Genomic DNA, 18,290 nt, shown 5'->3' on the forward strand with positions numbered 1-18,290 from the left:
CAAGCGCGGTCCACGACGGACCCAGACGACGGGAGACTCCGCATGATCACGCTCCACGGCTTCGGCCCCCTGTTCGGCTTGCCCGAGGCGAGCCCCTATGTGACAAAGAGCGAGGTCCAGCTCAAGATGCTGGACTTGCCCTACAAAAAGGCGATCGGGCGGCTCGACCAGTCGCCCAAGGGCCAGCTCCCCTACGTGGACGACGACGGCGCGCGCATCGCCGACTCGCACTTCATCCGCGAGCACCTCGAGAAGAAGCACGGCAAGGATCTCGACGCGGGGCTCGACGCGCGCCAGCGCGCCGAGGCGTGGGCCATCGAGCGCATGCTCGAGAACCACTTCGCCGCGACCGCGAGCCACGCGCGCTGGCTCATCCCGGAGAACTTCGCGAAGGGGCCGGCGCGCTTCGTCGACGGCGCGCCGGAGGAGCTGCGCCCGAAGCTCCGCGAGGAGATCCTCGCGCGCGTCCGCGAGAACCTCCGCGCGGTCGGCGTCGCGCGGCACTCGGGCGAGGAGGTCGTCGCGCTCGGCGTGCGCTCGCTGGCCGCGCTCTCCGTGCTGCTCGGGGACAAGCCGTACCTCTTCGGCGCGCGCCCCGTCGGGGTCGACGCGACAGCGTTCGCGGTGCTGGCCGGCATCCTCACGCCGTTCTTCGACTCGCCGCTGCGGCGCAGGGCCGAGGGCTTCGCGGGCCTCGTCGCGTACACCGCGCGGATGATGCGGGAGTTCTATCCGGAGCACCCGTGGGAGGCGCCCCCGGCGGCGCGGCCTGGGGCCTGAACGGCGCGGCGCCCCGCCTCGGAGGGCGGGGCGCGCGCCAGGATCGCTGCCGCGCGGCGCTACTCCTTGCCGTCCGGCGCCGGCCCCGGCGCCGGCGCGGGCTCGGCGATGTCGCCGCCGCACGCGTACCACGAGGTCGAGGCAGGCAGGGCCACCGACGCGACGGGCGTCGCGAGGTCGTCGAGCGCGTTCACGAGCACGCCGCCGTTGGAGATCGAGTAGACGTGATCCTCGATGAACAGGCCGCGCCACACGTTGGCGCCGCCGTAGTAGTAGCAATCCGGCGTCGGGGTGAAGAAGCCGCTGTGGTCGACCGCGCCGAGCCGGCTGAACCCGTCGGCGATATCGACGTTGAAGAGCTCCAGCGTGCTCGAGATCGCGCCGGTCTCCGCGTCGTAGCTGACGAGCGGGAAGGCGAGCACGCCGTGCTCACCGTAGTACGTGAACGCCTTGTGGTCGTACTCGGCCGCCGAGGACGCGTACGGCCCGTCGATCGTCTCCTTGTGCAGCTGCGCGGGCGCCGACGGGTCCGTGACGTCGAAGATCTGCAGCGCCAGGCCGGTCACCCTGCCGTCCTCGTCCGCGTCCCGGCCGATCGCCAGCAGGTGTCCGTCGTCGAGCGGGTGCAGGTACTCGCTGAAGCCCGGGATCTTGAGCTCTCCCGTGACGGACGGCGCTGCCGGGTCGGCGAGGTCGAGCACGAACAGCGGGTCGACCTGGAGGAACGTCACGACATAGCCGCGATCCCCGAAGAACCGGGCCGAGCGGATCTGCTCGCCGGGCGCCAGGTCGGTGACGGCGCCGACGCGCGCGAGCTCGGAGCCTTGCGCCTCGAGCACGAACACGCTGTTGCTGGTCGTCCACCTGGGCTCCGCCGGCACGATCGCTGTCGTGGCGACGCGGAGCTTGCCGTTGTGCTCATCGAGCGAGAATTGATTGAGGATGTGGCCGGGCACCGAGCCCGACGCGACGTACCTCGGCTGGCTCGGGTCGGCTGTCAGATCGAACTTGTGCAGGTGCGTGACGTCGCTGCTCACGCGCGCCTCGCCGGGCGCTCCCGGCGACGCCGGCTCCTGCCAGCCTCGCGCGGCGACATAGAGGGCGTCGTGGCTCGAATACACGGTGTCTGTCGCGCCGATGATCGAGGTCGACGCCGGCGCCTCGTCGAGATCGCCGAGGTCGATCGACTCGATCTGCGTGAGGCCGTACGACGTCGTGCCCGCCTCCGGAACATAGAAGTCCGCGCAGCTCGCCCCGAGCTCCGTGACCGTGTCCCCCTCCTTCTCGAAGCGATACGGCAGCCACGTCGACAGCGGGGCGGCCTCGATGAGCGCCGCGTTCTCGGCGCGGAGCTGCTCGAACGCCGCGGCCCACGCCTCGGCGGTCTCGGGGTACTCGACCAGGCTCTCGGGCCAGTAGGCGAGCGCCGGGCCGTGGGCGCCGCCGGTCAGCACCGTGCGGACGTCCTCGCCCGCGCGCCGCGCCGAGGCGTAGCCTCCCTCGAAGTAGAGCTCCTTGACCACGCTGGGGGCGCCGCCCGCGAGGCTCAGGACGGTGAGCTTCGTGAGCGGGGCGTAGACCTCGGGCGCGACGGGCTCCCCGGGCGGCGGCGGGCTGGCTCCCTCCGGGTCGCTCTCCGGCGGGGCGTCCGCCGGCGCATCGGGGGCGTCCGGCGCGCCGTCGCTCGCCGGTTCGTCGGCGCCCGGGTCGCCGCCGCTCGCCGGCGCATCGGAGCCGCCGTCGGACGGCGGCGTGGGCGCGCCGCCTGCGCCGCTCGCGGGGGCGTCCGGCGGCGTATCGCCCATGTCCGGCACACCGCCTCCGGGGACCGGCGTGGCGACGCCGCCGACGGCCACGCCGCCGATGAGCACGTAGTCGTAGTAACTCGGCCGCGGCTCGACGCCCGCTCGCTCGTAGATCGACGGCGCGTTGACCGCCGAGTAGACGACGACCTTGTCGTCCGCCACGAACATCTCGTGCGGCTGCCCCTCGATCGCGAGCGAGCTGCCCACCGCCAGCGACGAGGCCGGCCACGCGGTCAGCGCGTAGAAGCTCTGGCCGTGGAGGACGTAGAGGTTGTTGCCGTCGGTCTTGACGATATCCGCCTCGTCGACGCCGGCGACCTGGGTGTTCGTGTCGGAGTGGGTCGGGGTGCCGCTGCCGTCCTCCGGGGCGCTCGCGCCGTCACCGCTGGCCGGCACCGGGGAAGGCGCGGCCGGATCCGCGCCCTGGCCGGGCGGCGCGCCGACGCCGCCCGCCGAGCTGTCGTCGACGCCGATGACGCCGCCGCCGCCGCGGACGTCGCCGTAAACGGAGTAGCTCGCGATCATCGCGTCGATCTGGGCGTTCATCTTGGTGAGCGCGTCCTGCTTCAGCAGCGCCTCGAGGTCCTCGCAGGACTGGGCCCGGTGGAGCGCCGCGCTCTGAGATCCGCTCTGCGAGCCGTCACGCGGTGACTCCGGGTCGCATCCGACGGCGAGGAGGCCTGTTGCAAGGAGAAGCCAGAGTGAGGAAAGGGTGCGGTGTGTTCGCATGGTGCCCGGCACTGCGGCAAGGCCCGCGCCAGCCGTCCGCTCGCTCGTCGCGACGCGATTCCCCGCGCGCCGGACCTCGCGGCGCCGCGGAAGCGCGACATGCCCTGCGCTCGCCAGGGGCTTCTGGCACAGGTGTGCCATGAGGGTGGTGTGACTGGCTACTTCCGCCAGCACGCGATGATGTGAACGTTCACCGGCCCCGGACGGGCACCCGGCGTGCGCGTGCCTGTCCGAGGATCGTGGGGGCGCTCCCGGCCGGGAGGTCCCGCGCGCGGGCTCAGAGGGGAACGGGCGCGGGTGGAATCTTGAACACGTCCCACGCGGGCGTGTGGTTGCTGGTGCCCGGATCCTGGTTCCAGAGATAGATCGCGGGGTAGGTGTGCACGGTCGTGCCCTCGACGACGACGCCGGTCACGTAGAGCTGCGAGGCCTTCTTGCCCGGGTCCTTCTGGAGGGTGTAGCCGTCGCGCGACGAAGAGAAGATGACCCAGTAATACGTCTTGCCGTCGACGGTCGTGGCCTCGGGCGACCACTGCGGCCAGCTATTGTGGAGGCCCGGGCTCGTGACGCCGAGGCAGGCCGGCGGGTCGTTGGCCGCGAGCCGCGTCGCCGCGCCGCCGGCCGCGGGGACGACGTGGATGTCGGAGCTCGGGTTGTAGTACATCTCCCCTGGGCTCGGCGTCCGGTTGAACGCGATGAGCCGGTCGTCGGGCGCGAAGGCCGGATAATACTCGTTGAAGTTCGGCTCTGCGGCGCCCTGCAGGGGTGTGGCCGCGCCGCCCTGCTTGTTGTTGTAGGGCACCGTGTAGAGATCGCCGGCTCCGGCGGCCAGCCGCCCGTCCTTGCCGGCGTCGGTCGACACGTAAACGAGGGTCGCGCCGTCGTTGCTCCAGTCCGGCATCATCGCCCCGCGCGTGTCGCCGTCGCGCGCGATGAACCCGAAGGCGGTCCCCTCCGCGGCGCCCATCTCGCTCTTGGCCGTCGTGGCGTTGGTCGACTCGGCGTAGGTCGGCGCGGGCGCCTCCAGATCGAACCACGCGAGGCGCGCGTTCGGCATGCTGGTGTGCGATTGGCCATCCCAGACGCTGCCGTTGTGCCGGCCATAGGAGGTGATGAAGATCCGGTCCCCGGGGGCGAAATGCGCCGGCGACATCTTGGGCGGCCCGAGCCAGGCCTGGTTCATCGCCTCCGAGCCGCCCGGCGTCACGTAGGCGGGGACCTCCCCCACCGAGTCTTCCTTCACGGAAGCGATGGCGAGGTCCCACGGCCAGTGATCCATGAACATGACGGCCTCGCCGTCGGGCGTCGACGTGTGGCACCCGATGCACCGCACCTGGCCGTCGCCCCGCACGTTGCCGTTCTCGTCGCGCCGGCCGCCCTGCTCGACCTGGTCGACCTTGAGCGCGTCGACGACGCCCTCCTCGCCCACGCCGAAGCCCGCGAGCCAGGCGTCCGCGGGCCCTTCGCCGATCGCCGCCCAGTACACCATGCTGCCGCCGGCCGGGGCCGGTGCGATGGTGATCGGCCCGGAGCTGCCCAGGAGCGGCGCGCCCGGCGCGCTCGTCGACACGGAGCGGATCGTGATCGTGATCGGCTCGTCGCGGACGTGGGCGGCCAGCTTCTCCCACATGTCCTTGGGCATCTTCCATTCCCTGTTCGTCGTGTAGACGACAAGGTCGTTCTTCTCCCTGTCGGCGTGCACGCGGATCTCGAACAGGTCCTGTCCCTGCGGCGCGGTCCACCGGAACCTCGGTCGCAGCCAGTTGTTCGGGAAGAGCGCCCCGATCTCTGGCTCCGCGAGGCACGGGCCGCCCTGCGCCCCGCTGCCCGGGTCGCCGAACAGCTCGGGCGCGTTCGCCGGCGGCGGCGTCCCGCTCTCGTCGAACACCGGGGTCGCGGGGAAATCCTCGCAGACCTCGCAGGGGGGCGGCTCCACGGGGCCGCCGCTCCCCACGTCGAAGAGGTTCCCCGTCCCTCCGCCGAACTCGTCCGGGATCCCGCCCGAGCCGCCGGTGCCCTGCCCTGGCGGGATGGAAGGCTCCGGGCCTGACGAGCAGGCGAGCGCGCACAGCGAGCCGATCAACAGGGTCCCGATCCGTTGTTGCAAGGTTCTCATTCAGGTTCCTCCATGCGCGCGCCCCCAGGGCTGCTCCGCCCGGACCCGCGCGGACGCTGCCGCCCGAGCGCGTGATATCGAGTCCATGATCGGCGTTCATTCCGGACGCGTGAACGACGCGCCCGTCACCGAGCTGACGCGATGGTCGCGTTGTCACCTTGGTGCTGCGGATCCGTCGCGCCGCGCTCCAGCGTGCGCCAGCAGCGGACCGCGAGAACGCTCAGCGCGAGCCCGCTGCCGCAGACGCCGTGTTCGCCGTCGATGATGTGAAGAAAGCTTTGAGCAGATAGAAGGACACGGAAATTTTCTCCCGTCAAGCGCCGCGCAGGGCCATGTCGTCTGGCCGCTGCTCGCTTTGCTCTCCCTGCTTGCAATCCAGACGAAGAGGCCATCTACCGAGCGTCACGGCCGGGCCGCATTGACCACCAGCCGTGCTGCGCGGGCCCCCTCGGGATCGGCATCCCCCGCGGGCCCGGCGGTGGGGCCATCTTCCAGCGGCGCGCCGCGGCCTCCCCGCGGGCTCGGTCGGGGTGCTAGTTTGATCGCGTGGCACCGCCGACGCGCTTCGGGCTCCCGCTCAACCCCCGGCGGCCGCCCCGCGCGCTCGTGCTCCGCGACCTGTCGCCGGAGGAGGCCAGCGCAGCGATCGACTGGTCCGGCTGGTACCTGCCCGACGACGCGGAGCGCCACGGCAAGGCCGAGCGCTCCGGGATCGTGCGCCTGCTGCTCTCGGTTGTCGCGCAGCTCGCGCGCGAGCGCGGCTGGGTCGACTGGTATGCCGGCGCCGACCACGCCTTCGCGTGGGTGCGGAGCGAGCCGCTCGTGCGCGTCCTGCCCGACCTCTACGTCCTCGATCACCGCCCGTTGCCGCCGCTCCCGCGGCAGTGGCAGACGTGGCTGCCGGGCCATCGCCCGCCGCGGTTCGCGCTGGAGATCGTCGCGGGCGACTGGCGCCGGGTCTACGAGGACGCGCCGGCCAAGTACTGGCAGCTCGGCTGCCCCGAGCTCCTGCTCTTCGATCCCGAGGCCGCCGCCGCGCGCGCGCCGCTCGCCGAGGAGCGCGTGCCGCTCCAGCTCTACCGGCGCGACCCCGACGGCACGTACCTGCGCGTCCACGCCGGCGCCGATCCTCTCTGGATCGAGGCGCTCGACGCGCACCTCGTCGTGCTGAAGGACGGCCCGCACCCGACGTTGCGCGTCGCGCGGACCTCCCGCGCGATGGATCTCGTGCCCGCCGAGGAGGAGGCCCTCCGCGCCGAGGGCGAGGCGCGCGCCCAGGAGCAGCGCGCCCGCGCCGCGGAGCAGCGCGCCCGCGTCGCCGCCGAGGCGCGCGTGCGCGAGCTGGAGGCGCGCGTGCGCGACCTCGAGTCCCGCGTGACGCGCCGGTGAGCGGCGGGCGGAGCTAGGCCGGCCGCAGGATCTGGCGCACCGAGTCGACGTCCGCGACCCGGTGGAGCACCGGCTGCAGCCCGGCGCCCGCGGCCTCGCCGAAGGCGCCGCTCGCGGCGACGGCGCGGGCGCGGGGGCCGTCGAGCACGAGGAACACGTCGCGGAGGCCTCCGGCGCCCGGCGCGTCGATCACGTCGACGATGCGCGAGCGGTCGAGGTGCAGCTCCTCGTCGCCGCGCTGGATGAGCACGCGCCGATCGGTGATGAGGTACCGCGTGCGCGCCGCGAGCCGCGCGGGGCGCACCACCGACATGTAGAGCATCGCCGCTCCCGCGGCGACGAGCAGCACGATCGTGAGCGACAGCGAGGCGACGAGCGCCACGAACGACACGCTCTCCGGGTCCATGCCCGCCGCGGTCACGATGCGGATGCTCCGCACCGCGTGCACGGCCGAGACCACCGCGAAGCCGCCGAGGAGCACGCCGATCAGCACGGAGCCGAGGCCGCGCAGGCCGCTCGGGAGCCACTTGTGCCAGCCGTCGGCCGGGTGCGCCGACCAGAGCACCCGCTCGCCCTCGTCGAGGCGCTGCGAGAGCAGCCGGTGACCGTCGCCCGCGGGCGCCGACGGCACGACGCCCCGCAGGATCGCCCAGACGCGATCCGGCGCGACGACGCCGTGCAGCACGATCGACAGCCGCCGCCGGAGCGCGCCGGTCGGCACCGCCCTCACGAGCTCGAGGTCGCCGACGCCCGGGTGCTTCGGGTGCCAGTGGATGCGCGCGTAGCTGATCGACCGTCGCTCGATGGAGCGCCGGAGCTTCCCGCGCTGCACCACGATGTGCCGGTCGGTGAGCATGTACTCGAGCTCCGAGCGCCACCAGCGCGGCAGGTAGCTGAACGCGACAGCGAGGCTCGCCATCCAGGCCGCGAACGCGAGGAGCTGGTTCGGCGACGCGCCGAGCGCCTTGCTCACGACGATGGCCGACGCCGTGCTGATCGCGGAGGTCACGCCGCAGACCGCCGCGCCCACGATGTAGAGGAGCGGCGTCGCGACGACCTTGGGACGTCCGGACCAGAGCACGGTCTCATTGAACACCGAGTCGCGCATCTCGACGGATCTCCGTTCGGGGTGAGCTGGCCGGCGCCGCCCCCGCGCGCGAGAGCGACGACGGTATAAGGTGACCCCGCTGGGCTGGGTCGTAAAGGGGCGTCCTCGCCGTCGCACAGCCGCGTGATCGGGGGGCGCGACCGGGACGATGTGCGGGAGCGACCGGAGGGAAATGTGGGGTTGCCCAGCACGCGGGACGAGCCCGACGCGCGGCGACCCAGCGCCCGGCAGCCCAGCGCGCGCTGCCCCGGCGCGCTCAGCGCCGCTGCGACGCCGCGGGCGCGGGCTTCCGCAGGCGCTTCATCGTCTGCTCGCGCTCCCTCTCGCACTGCGCGCGCCGCGCCTTCGCCAGCGGCAGCCAGTGGTCGTTCCCCGGAGCGCGCGCGATGTACGAGTCCCACGCAGCCACGGCCTGGAGGTACGCCTCCGCGCGCGCGGCGCCGAGCTCGGCGCTCCGCGCCGCGGCCCAGTGGCCGAGCGCGGCGTACCAGTCGTCGTCGTGCGCGGGCACGTAGAACCAGCCCGCGCCGTTGATCTGCTGGTCGCTCCGATCGTAGGTCCTCGCGAGCCGGATGTGCTCGACGGCGCCCTCCAGGTCGCCCGACCGGTCGAGCGCCACCGCGAGCCCCCAGAGCGTTGTCACGCCGTACCGGAACATGTCGAGCGAGCCGAGCGTCGTCAGCGCGGCCCGGTACCCCTCGACAGCGGAGGTGATGTCGCCGAGCGCCATGTAGGCCTCGGCCTGGTTGGCCAGCAGCAGGGCCCGCGAGGCCGCGTGGGGCTCGAGCGCGAGCGCCTCGTCGTACGCCTCGATCTCGTCCGTGTACCTGGCGAGCCGCGCGTAGCAGACAGCGAGCGCGTGCCACGCGTCGGCCCGGGAAGGCGCCGGCGGGTGGAGGCGCAGGAGCCCCTCGAGCGTGGCGGCGGCGCCCTGCACGTCGCCGAGGTGCTCCAGGATGTCGGCGTAGCGGAGCCGCACCGAGGGCTCGCGCGAGGTCGCCGCGCCGGCGCGCTCGTACAGGGTGCGCGCCTCGCGCAGCCAGAGCGGGCCGATCTCCTCGACCCGCTCCAGGAGCGGGCTGCGCCGGAGCCGGTCGTACCGGAGGAGGAGCCCGTCCGCCTGGGCGATGAGCGCCGCGCGCTCATCGGCCGCTGGATCCAGCGCGCGCGACCACACGGTCGGCGCCGCGGCGGCTGGGCCGGGCGCGCGCGCCGCCGCGAGGGCGAGCGCGACGAGCGCCGCAGCGCCGCGCAGGGGCGACCGCCGGCTCACGGCGCCCCTCCCGCCCTTGTGGGCGCCGCGACGCGCTCCCGCGGCGCGCGCGCCGGCCGGGGGCCCCCGCCGCCTGCGCCCTTCCGGAGCGCGTCGAGGCGCGCGCGCGCCGCCGCGGCCCACGGCCCCTGGCCACCGGCGCCCGACAGGTAGGCTTCCCAGCGCGCGAGCGCCGCCGCCGCCGAGGTCCGCTCGAGCGCGAGCGCCTCCAGGGCGAGCCTGTCCTCCGGGACCGCGAGGTAGCCGACCGACCGCAGGCGCGCCGCCGCGCTGGCGAGGTCGTCCGCGGCGTGCTCGCGCGCGGCGGTGCCGGCGTGCGGGTCGGCCGCCCGCGCGGCGGCGCCGGCCACGTCGCCCTCGAGCGCGGCGTCGGCCTGGGCGCGGTCGCCGGCGCGGTCCAGCGCGAGCGCGAGCGACAGCGTGACGTCGCGGGCGAGCTGCGACTGCGAGCGCTGGCGCGCCTCGCGCAGGTAGGCGATCGCCTCGTCGAGATCGGCGCGGGCGCCCTCTCCGCGCGCGCCGGCCGGCGGCCTCGCGGCCCCGCCCGCGGCGGCGGTCGACGCGGCGGCGGTCGACGCGGCGGCGCCCGCGGCGGCCATCGACAGGTGCGCCGCCTCGAGCAGCACGAGCGCGCGCTGGTCCGCGGCGCCGAGCAGGTCGATCCGCGGGACGAGCGCGCGGTACATCGCGAGCGCCTCGTCGCGCTTGCCGGTGCGGGCGAGCGACCGGGCGAGGTCGTGCAATGTGTGCGGGTCCTCGACGCTGCGGGGGTCGATTTGCCGCGCGCTGTCGAACGCGCGCGCGGCGTCCTCGGCCGAGCCGAGCGCGAGGGCGGCGCGCGCGAGCAGGACCTGCGGCGCCGCGTGCCCCGGGAGGATCTGGGCGGCGAGGCGCGCCGACTCGCGCGCCGCCTCGGGGTTGCCGCCGAGCTGCGCCTGGCCGCGCGCGAGCAGGTCGCAGTAGCGCGGGAGCTCCGGCGCGCGCGCGCGCTCCCAGACGGAGGGCCCCCGGGCGATGGCGCGGCGGGTCCGCGCCGAGCACTCGGGCGGCCTCCCTGCTGCCGCGGCGGCGGCGACGAGATCGCCGCTGCTCTGTCCGCCGTGCGCGGCGAGCGGGAGAGCGAGCAGGGCCGGGAGCAGCAGCGAGCCGAGGTGCACGCGGCGAGTGTACCAGCGCCGCGCTCCGGAGGCTCACGCCCGGCCGGGGGCGCTGCGATCCGGTTGATCGCGCGGTCGATGCTCCGTTATGGTGCCCGAGGTGACAGCGCCACGGGGGGCGTTCGCGGGTCGTGTTTCGCCGGACTCCGCAGCCTTGGAGCCTCGTGAGGCCAGAGGAGGATCGACATCATGGGCGAGGTGATTCGCAAGGATGCGCCAGCGGACGACATCATCGGTGACGTGCGCGCGACGCTCCAGAGCGCTTCTGCGAAGGGCGGATCCCTCCGGGAGCTCGCCGAGCAGCGGCTCGTGCCCGTGCTGACGCTCTTCGACGGCGTGGAGGCCCAGCGCAACGCCGCCCGGTCCGAGGCGGAGCCCCTGCTCGCCAAGGTCGAGGCCGAGTCCGCGCGCGCCGACGACGCGCTCGGCAAGGTGGCCGACGACGTCTGGAACGCGGTCGGGCGCCCCACGGCCGATCCGGCGCTGTCGATCCTGTTCCCCGGCGGCATGGCCTATTTCGCCGACCATGAGGACGGCGACATCACCGGGCAGCCGGATCGGCTGGAGGTGCTCGCGCAGCTCCTCGGCTCGGGGATCCACCCGAAGCTCAGCCTGGACAAGGCGCAGGCGGCGGCCGCCGAGGTCAAATCCGCGGCCGCGGCGCTGCGCTCGACGGTCGAGGCGACCCGGCTCCCGCTCGAGCGGCTCAGCGTGCTCGACCGCATTCGCGCCGCGGTGGCGAAGAGCGCGCACATCGAGCTCGTGCACCTGAAGCGCCTCTACAAGGCGGCTGGCTTCAGCGAGGCGGAGATCCACGGCGTCATCCCGGATCGCGGCCGCGCGCGGCGCCGGCTGTAGCGCCGCGCCGCGCCGTCCGCGTCGCGCCGTCGCCTGTGGGCGCGACGGCCGCTCCCGGGAACGAGGTGGGAGCGCCGCGGCGCCCACGCTTGCCCACGTTTGCCCATGCTGGATAGAGCGCAGGCGCCGTGGCGCGCCCGCGCCGCGGCGCTGGCGAGCGCGGCGCCCTATCTCTACCTGGGCAGGCTCACGGGCGACGGCCCCCGAAAGGCGCGTTCGGGTCCTGAGCGCCCGAGCCGAACGACCCGCTGCGCCCGTGATACCAGGGGTACGAGGGGCGAGCGGGAGAGTAGAGCCCGCTCGCGCCGGAGTAAACGGGGCCGTAATAAGGCGTGTTGTAACCGTAGTAGGATGCGCCGGGCAGGGTGCCGTAATCCCGGACATAAGGGCTGCCGATCAGCGAGGGCAGCGACGTGGCGAACGCGAGGTGCCGCGACGTGGCGTTCCGGATCTCTGGAACGAGGTGGGAGATCCCCGGCTGCAGCTCGGGCCCGACGACGGAGATCTGCTCCTGGAGATGGGCGAGGAACTCCCGGTGTCGATAGATCTGGATGTCGACGAACGTCCAGTCGAAGTGAGACCCCGTGAGACCATCGAGCGTCAGCTGATCCGACGCGCCCTGCTCGGCCAGCGCCAGGCTGATCTGGTTGTCCAGCGGCCTCACGCCCGTCTGCCCGAGCGCCGCCAGGAGCCGCTGGTTCGAGAGGGCATGATAATCGAGCAGCTCCTGAGCGAACTCGAGCACGTGCGGGTCCGTCGCGTGGCTCAGCGCGAGCTGCGCGATGACGATCTCGTTCGCGTCGAAGGCGCCTAGCACCGCCGCGAGCTCCGGCATCGAGAGCGTGAAGGCCTGCGAGGTGGACTGGACCTCCTCTCCCGACGTGCCCTCGTCCGCCGCCGCCAGATCACCGTCTTCCGCCGCGACGGAGCAAGCGCTGGCTCCCGCGAGCGCCAGGGCTGTCATCCATACAAAACGAAGAGAATTGATTCGAATGCTCATGATCCCCCCATGTCATTGACGGAAGCGGGTCCGGCGCTGAAGCGCTTGGCGGTGATGCCTGGCCCGCCCCGCCATGTATCTTGAGCCGGCGCCGGGAGACGCAAGCGCGATCTCATCGAAATAGCCAATGCTCACCATCGCACAGGATCGGTTGAACCCTCCGCGCCGCGCGACGGACCGGCGCGCAGGTGCCACATCTTCACGCCGATGAACGGACGCGCGCGCGCCCGGGCGGCGGCGCCGGCCCTCAGGGCAGGGCTGGCCTGGCCCAGGGGGCGCCGCGTCCGGAGGGGCGGCGCGCTGCCGTGTGCGGGCGCGACGGAGGCCGCAGGATGGATAGGGTCGCTTTGCTGGAGGACGGGTCCAAGCCGGGTATAGGGCGCCCGGCGGCCCGGGCGCGGGCGGCGCGTCAGTCCGCGGCTCTGGCCGGCTTGCGGGCCACGACGCCGACGGTGCCGTAGTAGATGCCCCACGCCGCTGGATCGGACGCGAACCGGGCGTAGCCGGCGAGATCTTCTTCGCTGATCTGCCCCGTCGCGAGGTACCTGTCCTGGAGCTGAGCGGCCGACAGGCTCATGATCCCGGAAAGCGGGTGGCCCCCCGGGCACAGCGGCACCTCGTTCTCGACCGCCTCGATGGCGAGCCCGCGCGACATCAGGATCGCGGGCAGGCGCAGGCCCAGGCCCGGGTCCTGACCGCCGGCCTCGTACATCGCGAGGATCGACTGATTGACCCGGTTGAAGGCGTCGATATCCGCCCCGGAGGCGCCCCTGGCGGCGGTGAAGTCGGGCTCCTCGAGGACCAGACGCCCGCCGGGCTTCAGCGCCGCCAGCATGGCGTCGAGGATCACCTGGAAATCCGGGTTGTGGATGAGCACGTAGCGGGCGTGGACCAGGTCGAACCGGGCTGCGTGGAGGTCGAGCTGGCGGATGTCGCCCTCGATGATCCGGACGCCGGGCAGCCGCGAGGCGTCCAGGAATCCTACATCGCGGTCGACCGCGACCACCTCGCCCTCGTGGCCGACGCGCTCGGCCATCCAGGAGGCGATCGACCCGGCGCCTGCGCCTACTTCGAGGCAGCTCCAGCCCGGACCCATCCCCGCCGCCTTGAGCAGGCGCCAGCTCCCGGGGTCGAAGAAGCCCTCGATCCGCCGCAGGCGCTCGAGCTCTCGCGCGCGCTCCGAACCAGCAAACACGTAGCTACTCTCGGCCATAGAGATGGAGATAATAGTCGAATTTCATGGGCGAAAAGTGAACTTCTGCCTGTCGGGCCCGCTCGGGCTCCCCTTGAACGCGTCGATTTGTTGAGTGACACACAACCCCGAGCCGTTCGGTCCAAGTTGAACAGCCGCGCTCTCTCTCGGATATGTCCGGACGTGGATCTGCGAGGGGACGCGGGCGCGGCATCGGGGGGGTTGGCGGCCACATCCCTTCAATGTCATCAACGTCGTGAGGGGGTGGCCGAACCCGAGTGTCCTCGACGCGGCAGGCGCGGGGCGCGCTCGGCGACATTGCCGGTCACGACCACGGCGCCGCGCTCATCGATCCGTTCATCGAGCCGTGGGTCGCGCGCCTGCGCTCGCCGGGCGCGATCCTGGAGGTGAGCGCGCCGCCCGTCCGGAGCCCGCCCTTACGCGATCGCCCTTCGCAACGCCATCACCGCGAGCCCGCCCACCGCCAGCGTGGCCACCCCGCGGAGGAGCCGCCGCCCCGTGGAGGGCGCTGGCAGGAACGCCGTCGCGCTGAGCGCCGCCAGCGGGGGCGACGTGCGCGCTGGCGCCGACTGGACGGCGAGCGACGACGCCGCGGCCGCGTGGAGGGGCGCGGTCTCGGTGAACAGATCGAGCATCTCGCGCACGAACGCCGGCAGATCCTGCGGCCCGCGGCTCGACAGCCAGTTGCCGTCCCGCACCACCTCCTCGTCCCGCCAGACGCCGCCGGCGTGCACGACGTCGTCGCGGATCCCGGGCCACGACGCGAGCTGCCGCCCGCTCACGAGCTCCGCCGACGCGAGCACCCAGGGACCGTGGCAGAGGGTCGCGATCGGCTTGCGGAGCGCGTCGAAGGCGCGAACGAACTGGCGCGCCTCCTCGCTCTGCCGGAGCAGATCCGGGCTGATGAACCCTCCCGGCAAGAGCAGGCCGTCGTAGTCGGCCGGGTCCGCCTCGCCGACGATCCGGTCCACGCGCACCCTCGCGCCGGGCTCGTGGAGGTTCATCCCGCGGATCTTGCCGTGGCGCAGCGAGATGACGTCCACCTCCGCGCCGGCGGCGCGGAGCGCCTTCATCGGCACCGTCAGCTCGATCTGCTCGAACCCGTCCGCCACGAGCGCTGCGATTCGCTTCCCTGCGAGCTTCTTTCGTTCCCTCATGCTGCCCTCAACGGTTGTTCGATGGGTGTCGTTGCGGCCGCCGCGGCGCCCTCGTCCGCCGGCCCTGCGCGCGGGCGACGTGCCGTGTGAAACCCCCGGCGACAGGCGCGCCGGAAGGGGCCTGTTCGTACAACCCGGCGTCTCCTTCGGACATGTCTCCTCCGACCCACCCTAGAGCCGGCGCCCCGCGCCGCAACCGAGGCCAGAGCAGATTTCGTGGAGTCCGCGAGCCCATCCGCAGGCGCGGCCCGCGCTCGGCGCGGCCAGTGTGTCTTCTTGCGACAGGCGGACCATGGCCCGAGGACGCAGCGAGGATCATGAAAACGGAGAGCGCGCCGTCACCGCAACGCAAGGAGCCTCGGGCGGAGCCACAGCAGCCCCAGCACGGCCGGCGCGAGGGCAGCCAATCCGACGATCGCGGCGCGCAGGAGCCGCTTCTTCCCGCGCGGCTTCCACCCGCCGCTCGCGGTGGTCCCTTCCGGCAGCGGCGTGAACAGGTTGCCGTTCGTCGCGTACGCTGTCCGGTCGTGCTGCAGGTGCAGCCTGTCGACGCTCCGCGCGAGCAGGCGCTCCGCGAGGCCCGGGGCCAGGAAGGACAGCAAGGCGAGCTGCCGGGCCGCGTTGCCCACGAACACCTCCCGCCGTGGTGTCCGTGCCAGACGAACGATGGCGCGCGCCACGCGTTCCGGTGGGTACACCGGGGGCATGGCCCGCGGCGTCCGCCCCGTGTAGTTGCCGGCGTGCTGGAAGAACGGCGTGTCGATCGTCGCCGGCATCACGGTGCAAATGTGGAGTTGGCGGGCCCCGAGCACCGCGAGCTCCTGCCTCAGGCTCTGGGAGAGCCCGCGGATCGCGTGCTTCGAGGCGACGTAGGCGCTGACGTAGGGCTCCGAGAGCCTGGCGACCATCGAGGCGACGTTGATGAGCACGCCATGGCCCTGCCGTCGGAACTGGGCCAGCGCGGCGCGGGCGCCGTGGACGTAGCCGAACAGGTTGGTCTCGATGACGCGCCGGTAGGGCTCGGACGGCGTCTGCTCGAACAGCCCGAAGAGCGTCACCGCCGCGTTGTTGACCCACACATCGATCTGGCCGAACGCCTCGCTGGTGCGCCGCGCGACCTCCAGGACGGCGGCCTCGTTCGTCACGTCGGCGAGCACGACGAGGGCCTTGCCCCCGGCCTGCTCGCACTCGGCGGCGAGCTCGCGCAGCGGCTGCTCGCGCCTGGCCGTCAGCGTCACCGCGGCTCCGCGCCTGGCGAACTCCAGCGCGGTTGCGCGGCCGATGCCGCTCGAAGCGCCCGTGATGACGACGACCTTGTTCCGGATGTTTTCGCGCATGCCTCACCCCCTCTCCTGCCCCCCGGACGCAGGCGGCCGCGCGCGGCGCGCAGCGTGCTCCGCGGTCACAGGTGGTCGTGACCTCATGCAAGCGGCGGGCAAGCCGGGTCGAAGCTGGAGCCGGCCGCCGCGAGGGGCGCGCGATGGATCGACGCGTGATCGAGCGACGCGCTCGCAGCGTGTCCGGCCGGCTGCTCGCCGTCGAGCGCGCCTGTGGGCGATGGCTCAGCAGGCCTGTTTGCGTGCGAGAGCGCAGCGGTGCTCGATCGGGCGTGGCCCGACGTGCCGTTCCGGCCTCGTCTCGATCCCGAGGTCTGGGTCCGGCTCCAGCATGTCGAGCGTGGGACGCTACGCGGGCCCTGGGCGGCCTCATGCGCGTGGACGCGTCCGCATCGCCGGCGGCTCGGCACGAGCCGCGAACGCAGACGACCTGGGAGACACAAGATGCGAAGCATGTTTCTGGTAGTCGTGGCCGCGCTGCCGCTCATGGCTTGCGGGGGAGGCAGGAGCGGCGAACAGACGACCTCGCCCGGGTCCGGGCAGACAGGCGGAGAGACGACCGGCGGCACCGAAGGAACGGGAGCTCCGGAGAGCGGAAGTCCCGGCACAGGCACGATGCCAGGCGACGGTATGGGGTCGCCTGAAGGAGGCGCTCAGGGCGGGACAGGCACGCAGGGCGGCACGCACGAGTGGGGAAGCGGCACGAGGGGCGGCACGCCAGGCGGCACGATGGGCGGCGGCACGCCAGGCGGCACGCCGGGCAGCGGCACGATGGGCGGCGGCACGACGGGCGGCACGCCAGGCGGCACGCCGGGCACCGGCACGACGGGTGGCTCGGGCACGCCCGGTGGTGGTTCCCTGACGCCGCCGACCGGCGGGACCGGCACGCAGGGCGGCGGGACCGGCACGCAGGGCGGCGGGACCGGTACGCAGGGCACCGGGACCGGTACGCACGGCGGCGGCTCCGGTCGGTGAGCCGTCGCGGCAGGGACTGAAAGGCAAGACTCCCCCGCCGTTTGGGCGCGGGCGGTGTTCACGGCGCTCGCTCGGACGCCGCCCTGGCTTCGTCGAGCGGAGCTTCTCCACCCGTGGAGCGGCTCCGCTCCGGCGTGAGCGCGCCAGGTCCACCCGGACAAACACCCACGGGTACATGCGTTCACGTTCTCCTCGGCTCATCTCCCCTCGCAGGACCGGGCGTTACGCAAGCTCCTGCGTGTTTGCGCAACGGGCAGCGAACCCCGGACGCGAGCGCTATGACAGCGACCGCTGCATCCAGGGCGCTCCGGCGGTCTATCCACCTCGGATCGCGCGCCGATCCCGGATGGCGCGGTATATGCCTGGGATGACGGCGGCGATGGCGGCACGGTTCGCCATCGGGCGAGCTGTCCTGTCCTGGCCTGTCGGCAGGAAGCTCAGGGTGGTGCCTCGCAGCACCATCCTCTCCACTCGCTGCTTCGATCGAGGGTGACGCGTCAGGGGCGAGGTACACTCCGCGTGTACAGCCCGATGTGTGCGCGCTGAGCGCTGAGCGCAGGAGATCATCGCATGAGCACTCACGACACCGCGCCCCTTCAGCCGTCGCACGACATGCTCCCCGTGGCCGGCACGATCGAGGTCGACATCCCCGTCGACGTTCTCTGGGGCTTCTTCACACGCCCGCGCGACTGGCCGCGCTGGAGCCCCTGCTTCCTCTGGGTGCACAACGAGCGCCTCGCCCCCGGTCAGCGGCTGACCTGGTGCTTCCGGCCGATCCACCCCTTTCACCCCTACGTGATGCCGGCCGTCGCGGACATCGTCGAGGTCGAGCCGGGCAGGAGGGTCATGTGGGAAGTCACGGCCCTGCCGGGTTTCCACGCGCGGCACCCCCCGGAGCTCCTTCCGAGCTCGCATCCATCGCTCCGCGAGGCGGCGTCGCCCGTGGCGGCGGCCCTCTCGTTCTACAGCTCTCACGTGCGCCAGTCGGTCGTCGAGCTCGGCCCAGGCGTCCACGTCGTGCTCGGCGGCGGCGGCAATTCGCTGGTCGTCGAGGGGCGCGGGGAGTCGCTCCTCGTCGACACCAAGTTCTTCCCCGGCTCGCACATGCTGCGGCGCTGGATCCGCAAGCACGTCTCCGCGCCGGTGAAGACGGTGGTCAACACCCATTACCATTACGACCACACGCGGGGGAACGATCTCTATCCTCGCGCCGCGATCGTCGCGTACCGCACCGTCCCCGCCTCGATGCACGCCGAGGACGGCAATTTCTGGTCATCACGTCATCATGGGGGCCCTGCGATGAACGACCGCATTCCTCATCGATGATGGCTACATCCACAACGGTCCACGCCCACACGCCGGAGCGCGTGTGGCGCGATCGAAGAGCGGAGGA

The 18,290-nt window shown here is 72.9% G+C and carries 14 protein-coding genes; 5 read left to right on the plus strand and 9 right to left on the minus strand.

Going from position 1 to position 18,290, the window contains the following annotated elements:
- Positions 1 to 42: 42 nt before the first annotated feature.
- Complete coding sequence (locus tag WMF42_RS43915; protein WP_061611924.1) at positions 43 to 780, plus strand: glutathione S-transferase family protein; 738 nt, start codon at positions 43 to 45, stop codon at positions 778 to 780.
- Positions 781 to 839: 59 nt separating this feature from the next.
- On the opposite strand, the gene WMF42_RS43920 is transcribed toward WMF42_RS43915, so the two are convergent.
- Together WMF42_RS43920 and WMF42_RS43925 are read right to left on the minus strand one after the other, a co-directional pair.
- Positions 840 to 3,131, minus strand: a complete 2,292-nt coding sequence (locus WMF42_RS43920) for a beta-propeller domain-containing protein (RefSeq protein ID WP_437689209.1) — start codon at positions 3,129 to 3,131, stop codon at positions 840 to 842.
- Between the two features lie 460 nt (positions 3,132 to 3,591).
- The gene (locus WMF42_RS43925) at positions 3,592 to 5,430 is read right to left on the minus strand and encodes a TolB family protein (RefSeq protein WP_437689211.1); all 1,839 of its coding nucleotides are present in this window, start codon (positions 5,428 to 5,430) and stop codon (positions 3,592 to 3,594) included.
- A gap of 546 nt (positions 5,431 to 5,976) precedes the next feature.
- Between WMF42_RS43925 and WMF42_RS43930 the strand changes: the two genes are divergently transcribed.
- Entirely contained in the window at positions 5,977 to 6,819 is an 843-nt protein-coding gene (locus tag WMF42_RS43930; protein ID WP_061611922.1) for a Uma2 family endonuclease, read from the plus strand.
- Between the two features lie 13 nt (positions 6,820 to 6,832).
- Here the strand turns inward: WMF42_RS43930 and WMF42_RS43935 are convergent, their stop codons facing one another.
- The 3 genes from WMF42_RS43935 to WMF42_RS43945 form a co-directional block, all read right to left on the minus strand.
- The gene (locus WMF42_RS43935) at positions 6,833 to 7,927 is read right to left on the minus strand and encodes a hypothetical protein (protein WP_437689213.1); all 1,095 of its coding nucleotides are present in this window, start codon (positions 7,925 to 7,927) and stop codon (positions 6,833 to 6,835) included.
- 256 nt (positions 7,928 to 8,183) lie between these two features.
- A complete protein-coding gene (locus WMF42_RS43940; protein WP_437689215.1) occupies positions 8,184 to 9,200 on the minus strand; it encodes a tetratricopeptide repeat protein in 1,017 nt (338 codons plus the stop codon).
- Positions 9,197 to 10,357 carry a hypothetical protein gene (locus WMF42_RS43945; protein WP_437689217.1) on the minus strand — a complete coding sequence of 387 codons (1,161 nt, stop codon included), beginning with the start codon at positions 10,355 to 10,357 and terminating at the stop codon, positions 9,197 to 9,199. The genes WMF42_RS43940 and WMF42_RS43945 overlap by 4 nt, the downstream gene beginning before the upstream one ends.
- 189 nt (positions 10,358 to 10,546) lie before the next feature.
- On the opposite strand from WMF42_RS43945, the gene WMF42_RS43950 reads away from it, so the two are divergent.
- On the plus strand, positions 10,547 to 11,215 hold the full coding sequence (locus WMF42_RS43950) for a hypothetical protein (RefSeq protein ID WP_061605720.1): 669 nt from the start codon (positions 10,547 to 10,549) through the stop codon (positions 11,213 to 11,215).
- Between the two features lie 187 nt (positions 11,216 to 11,402).
- On the opposite strand, the gene WMF42_RS43955 is transcribed toward WMF42_RS43950, so the two are convergent.
- The 4 genes from WMF42_RS43955 to WMF42_RS43970 all read right to left on the minus strand — a co-directional run bounded on the left by WMF42_RS43955 (position 11,403) and on the right by WMF42_RS43970 (position 15,922).
- Complete coding sequence (locus tag WMF42_RS43955) at positions 11,403 to 12,215, minus strand: DUF4142 domain-containing protein (RefSeq protein WP_061605719.1); 813 nt, start codon at positions 12,213 to 12,215, stop codon at positions 11,403 to 11,405.
- 409 nt (positions 12,216 to 12,624) lie between these two features.
- On the minus strand, positions 12,625 to 13,428 hold the full coding sequence (locus WMF42_RS43960; RefSeq protein WP_061605718.1) for a class I SAM-dependent methyltransferase: 804 nt from the start codon (positions 13,426 to 13,428) through the stop codon (positions 12,625 to 12,627).
- Positions 13,429 to 13,844: 416 nt separating this feature from the next.
- Positions 13,845 to 14,585: a type 1 glutamine amidotransferase domain-containing protein gene (locus WMF42_RS43965; RefSeq protein WP_061605717.1), complete on the minus strand. Its 741-nt coding sequence runs from the start codon at positions 14,583 to 14,585 to the stop codon at positions 13,845 to 13,847.
- A 338-nt stretch (positions 14,586 to 14,923) separates the two neighbouring features.
- Complete coding sequence (locus tag WMF42_RS43970; RefSeq protein ID WP_437689220.1) at positions 14,924 to 15,922, minus strand: SDR family oxidoreductase; 999 nt, start codon at positions 15,920 to 15,922, stop codon at positions 14,924 to 14,926.
- A 453-nt stretch (positions 15,923 to 16,375) separates the two neighbouring features.
- Between WMF42_RS43970 and WMF42_RS43975 the strand changes: the two genes are divergently transcribed.
- Complete coding sequence (locus WMF42_RS43975) at positions 16,376 to 16,897, plus strand: hypothetical protein (protein ID WP_437689222.1); 522 nt, start codon at positions 16,376 to 16,378, stop codon at positions 16,895 to 16,897.
- 570 nt (positions 16,898 to 17,467) lie between these two features.
- Positions 17,468 to 18,223, plus strand: coding sequence for an MBL fold metallo-hydrolase (locus tag WMF42_RS43980; protein WP_437689224.1), 756 nt, complete (start codon positions 17,468 to 17,470; stop codon positions 18,221 to 18,223).
- Positions 18,224 to 18,290 lie beyond the last annotated feature (67 nt).

The organism is Sorangium sp. So ce176, from assembly GCF_051519835.1.
GTDB lineage: Bacteria > Myxococcota_A > Polyangia > Polyangiales > Polyangiaceae > Sorangium > Sorangium cellulosum_G.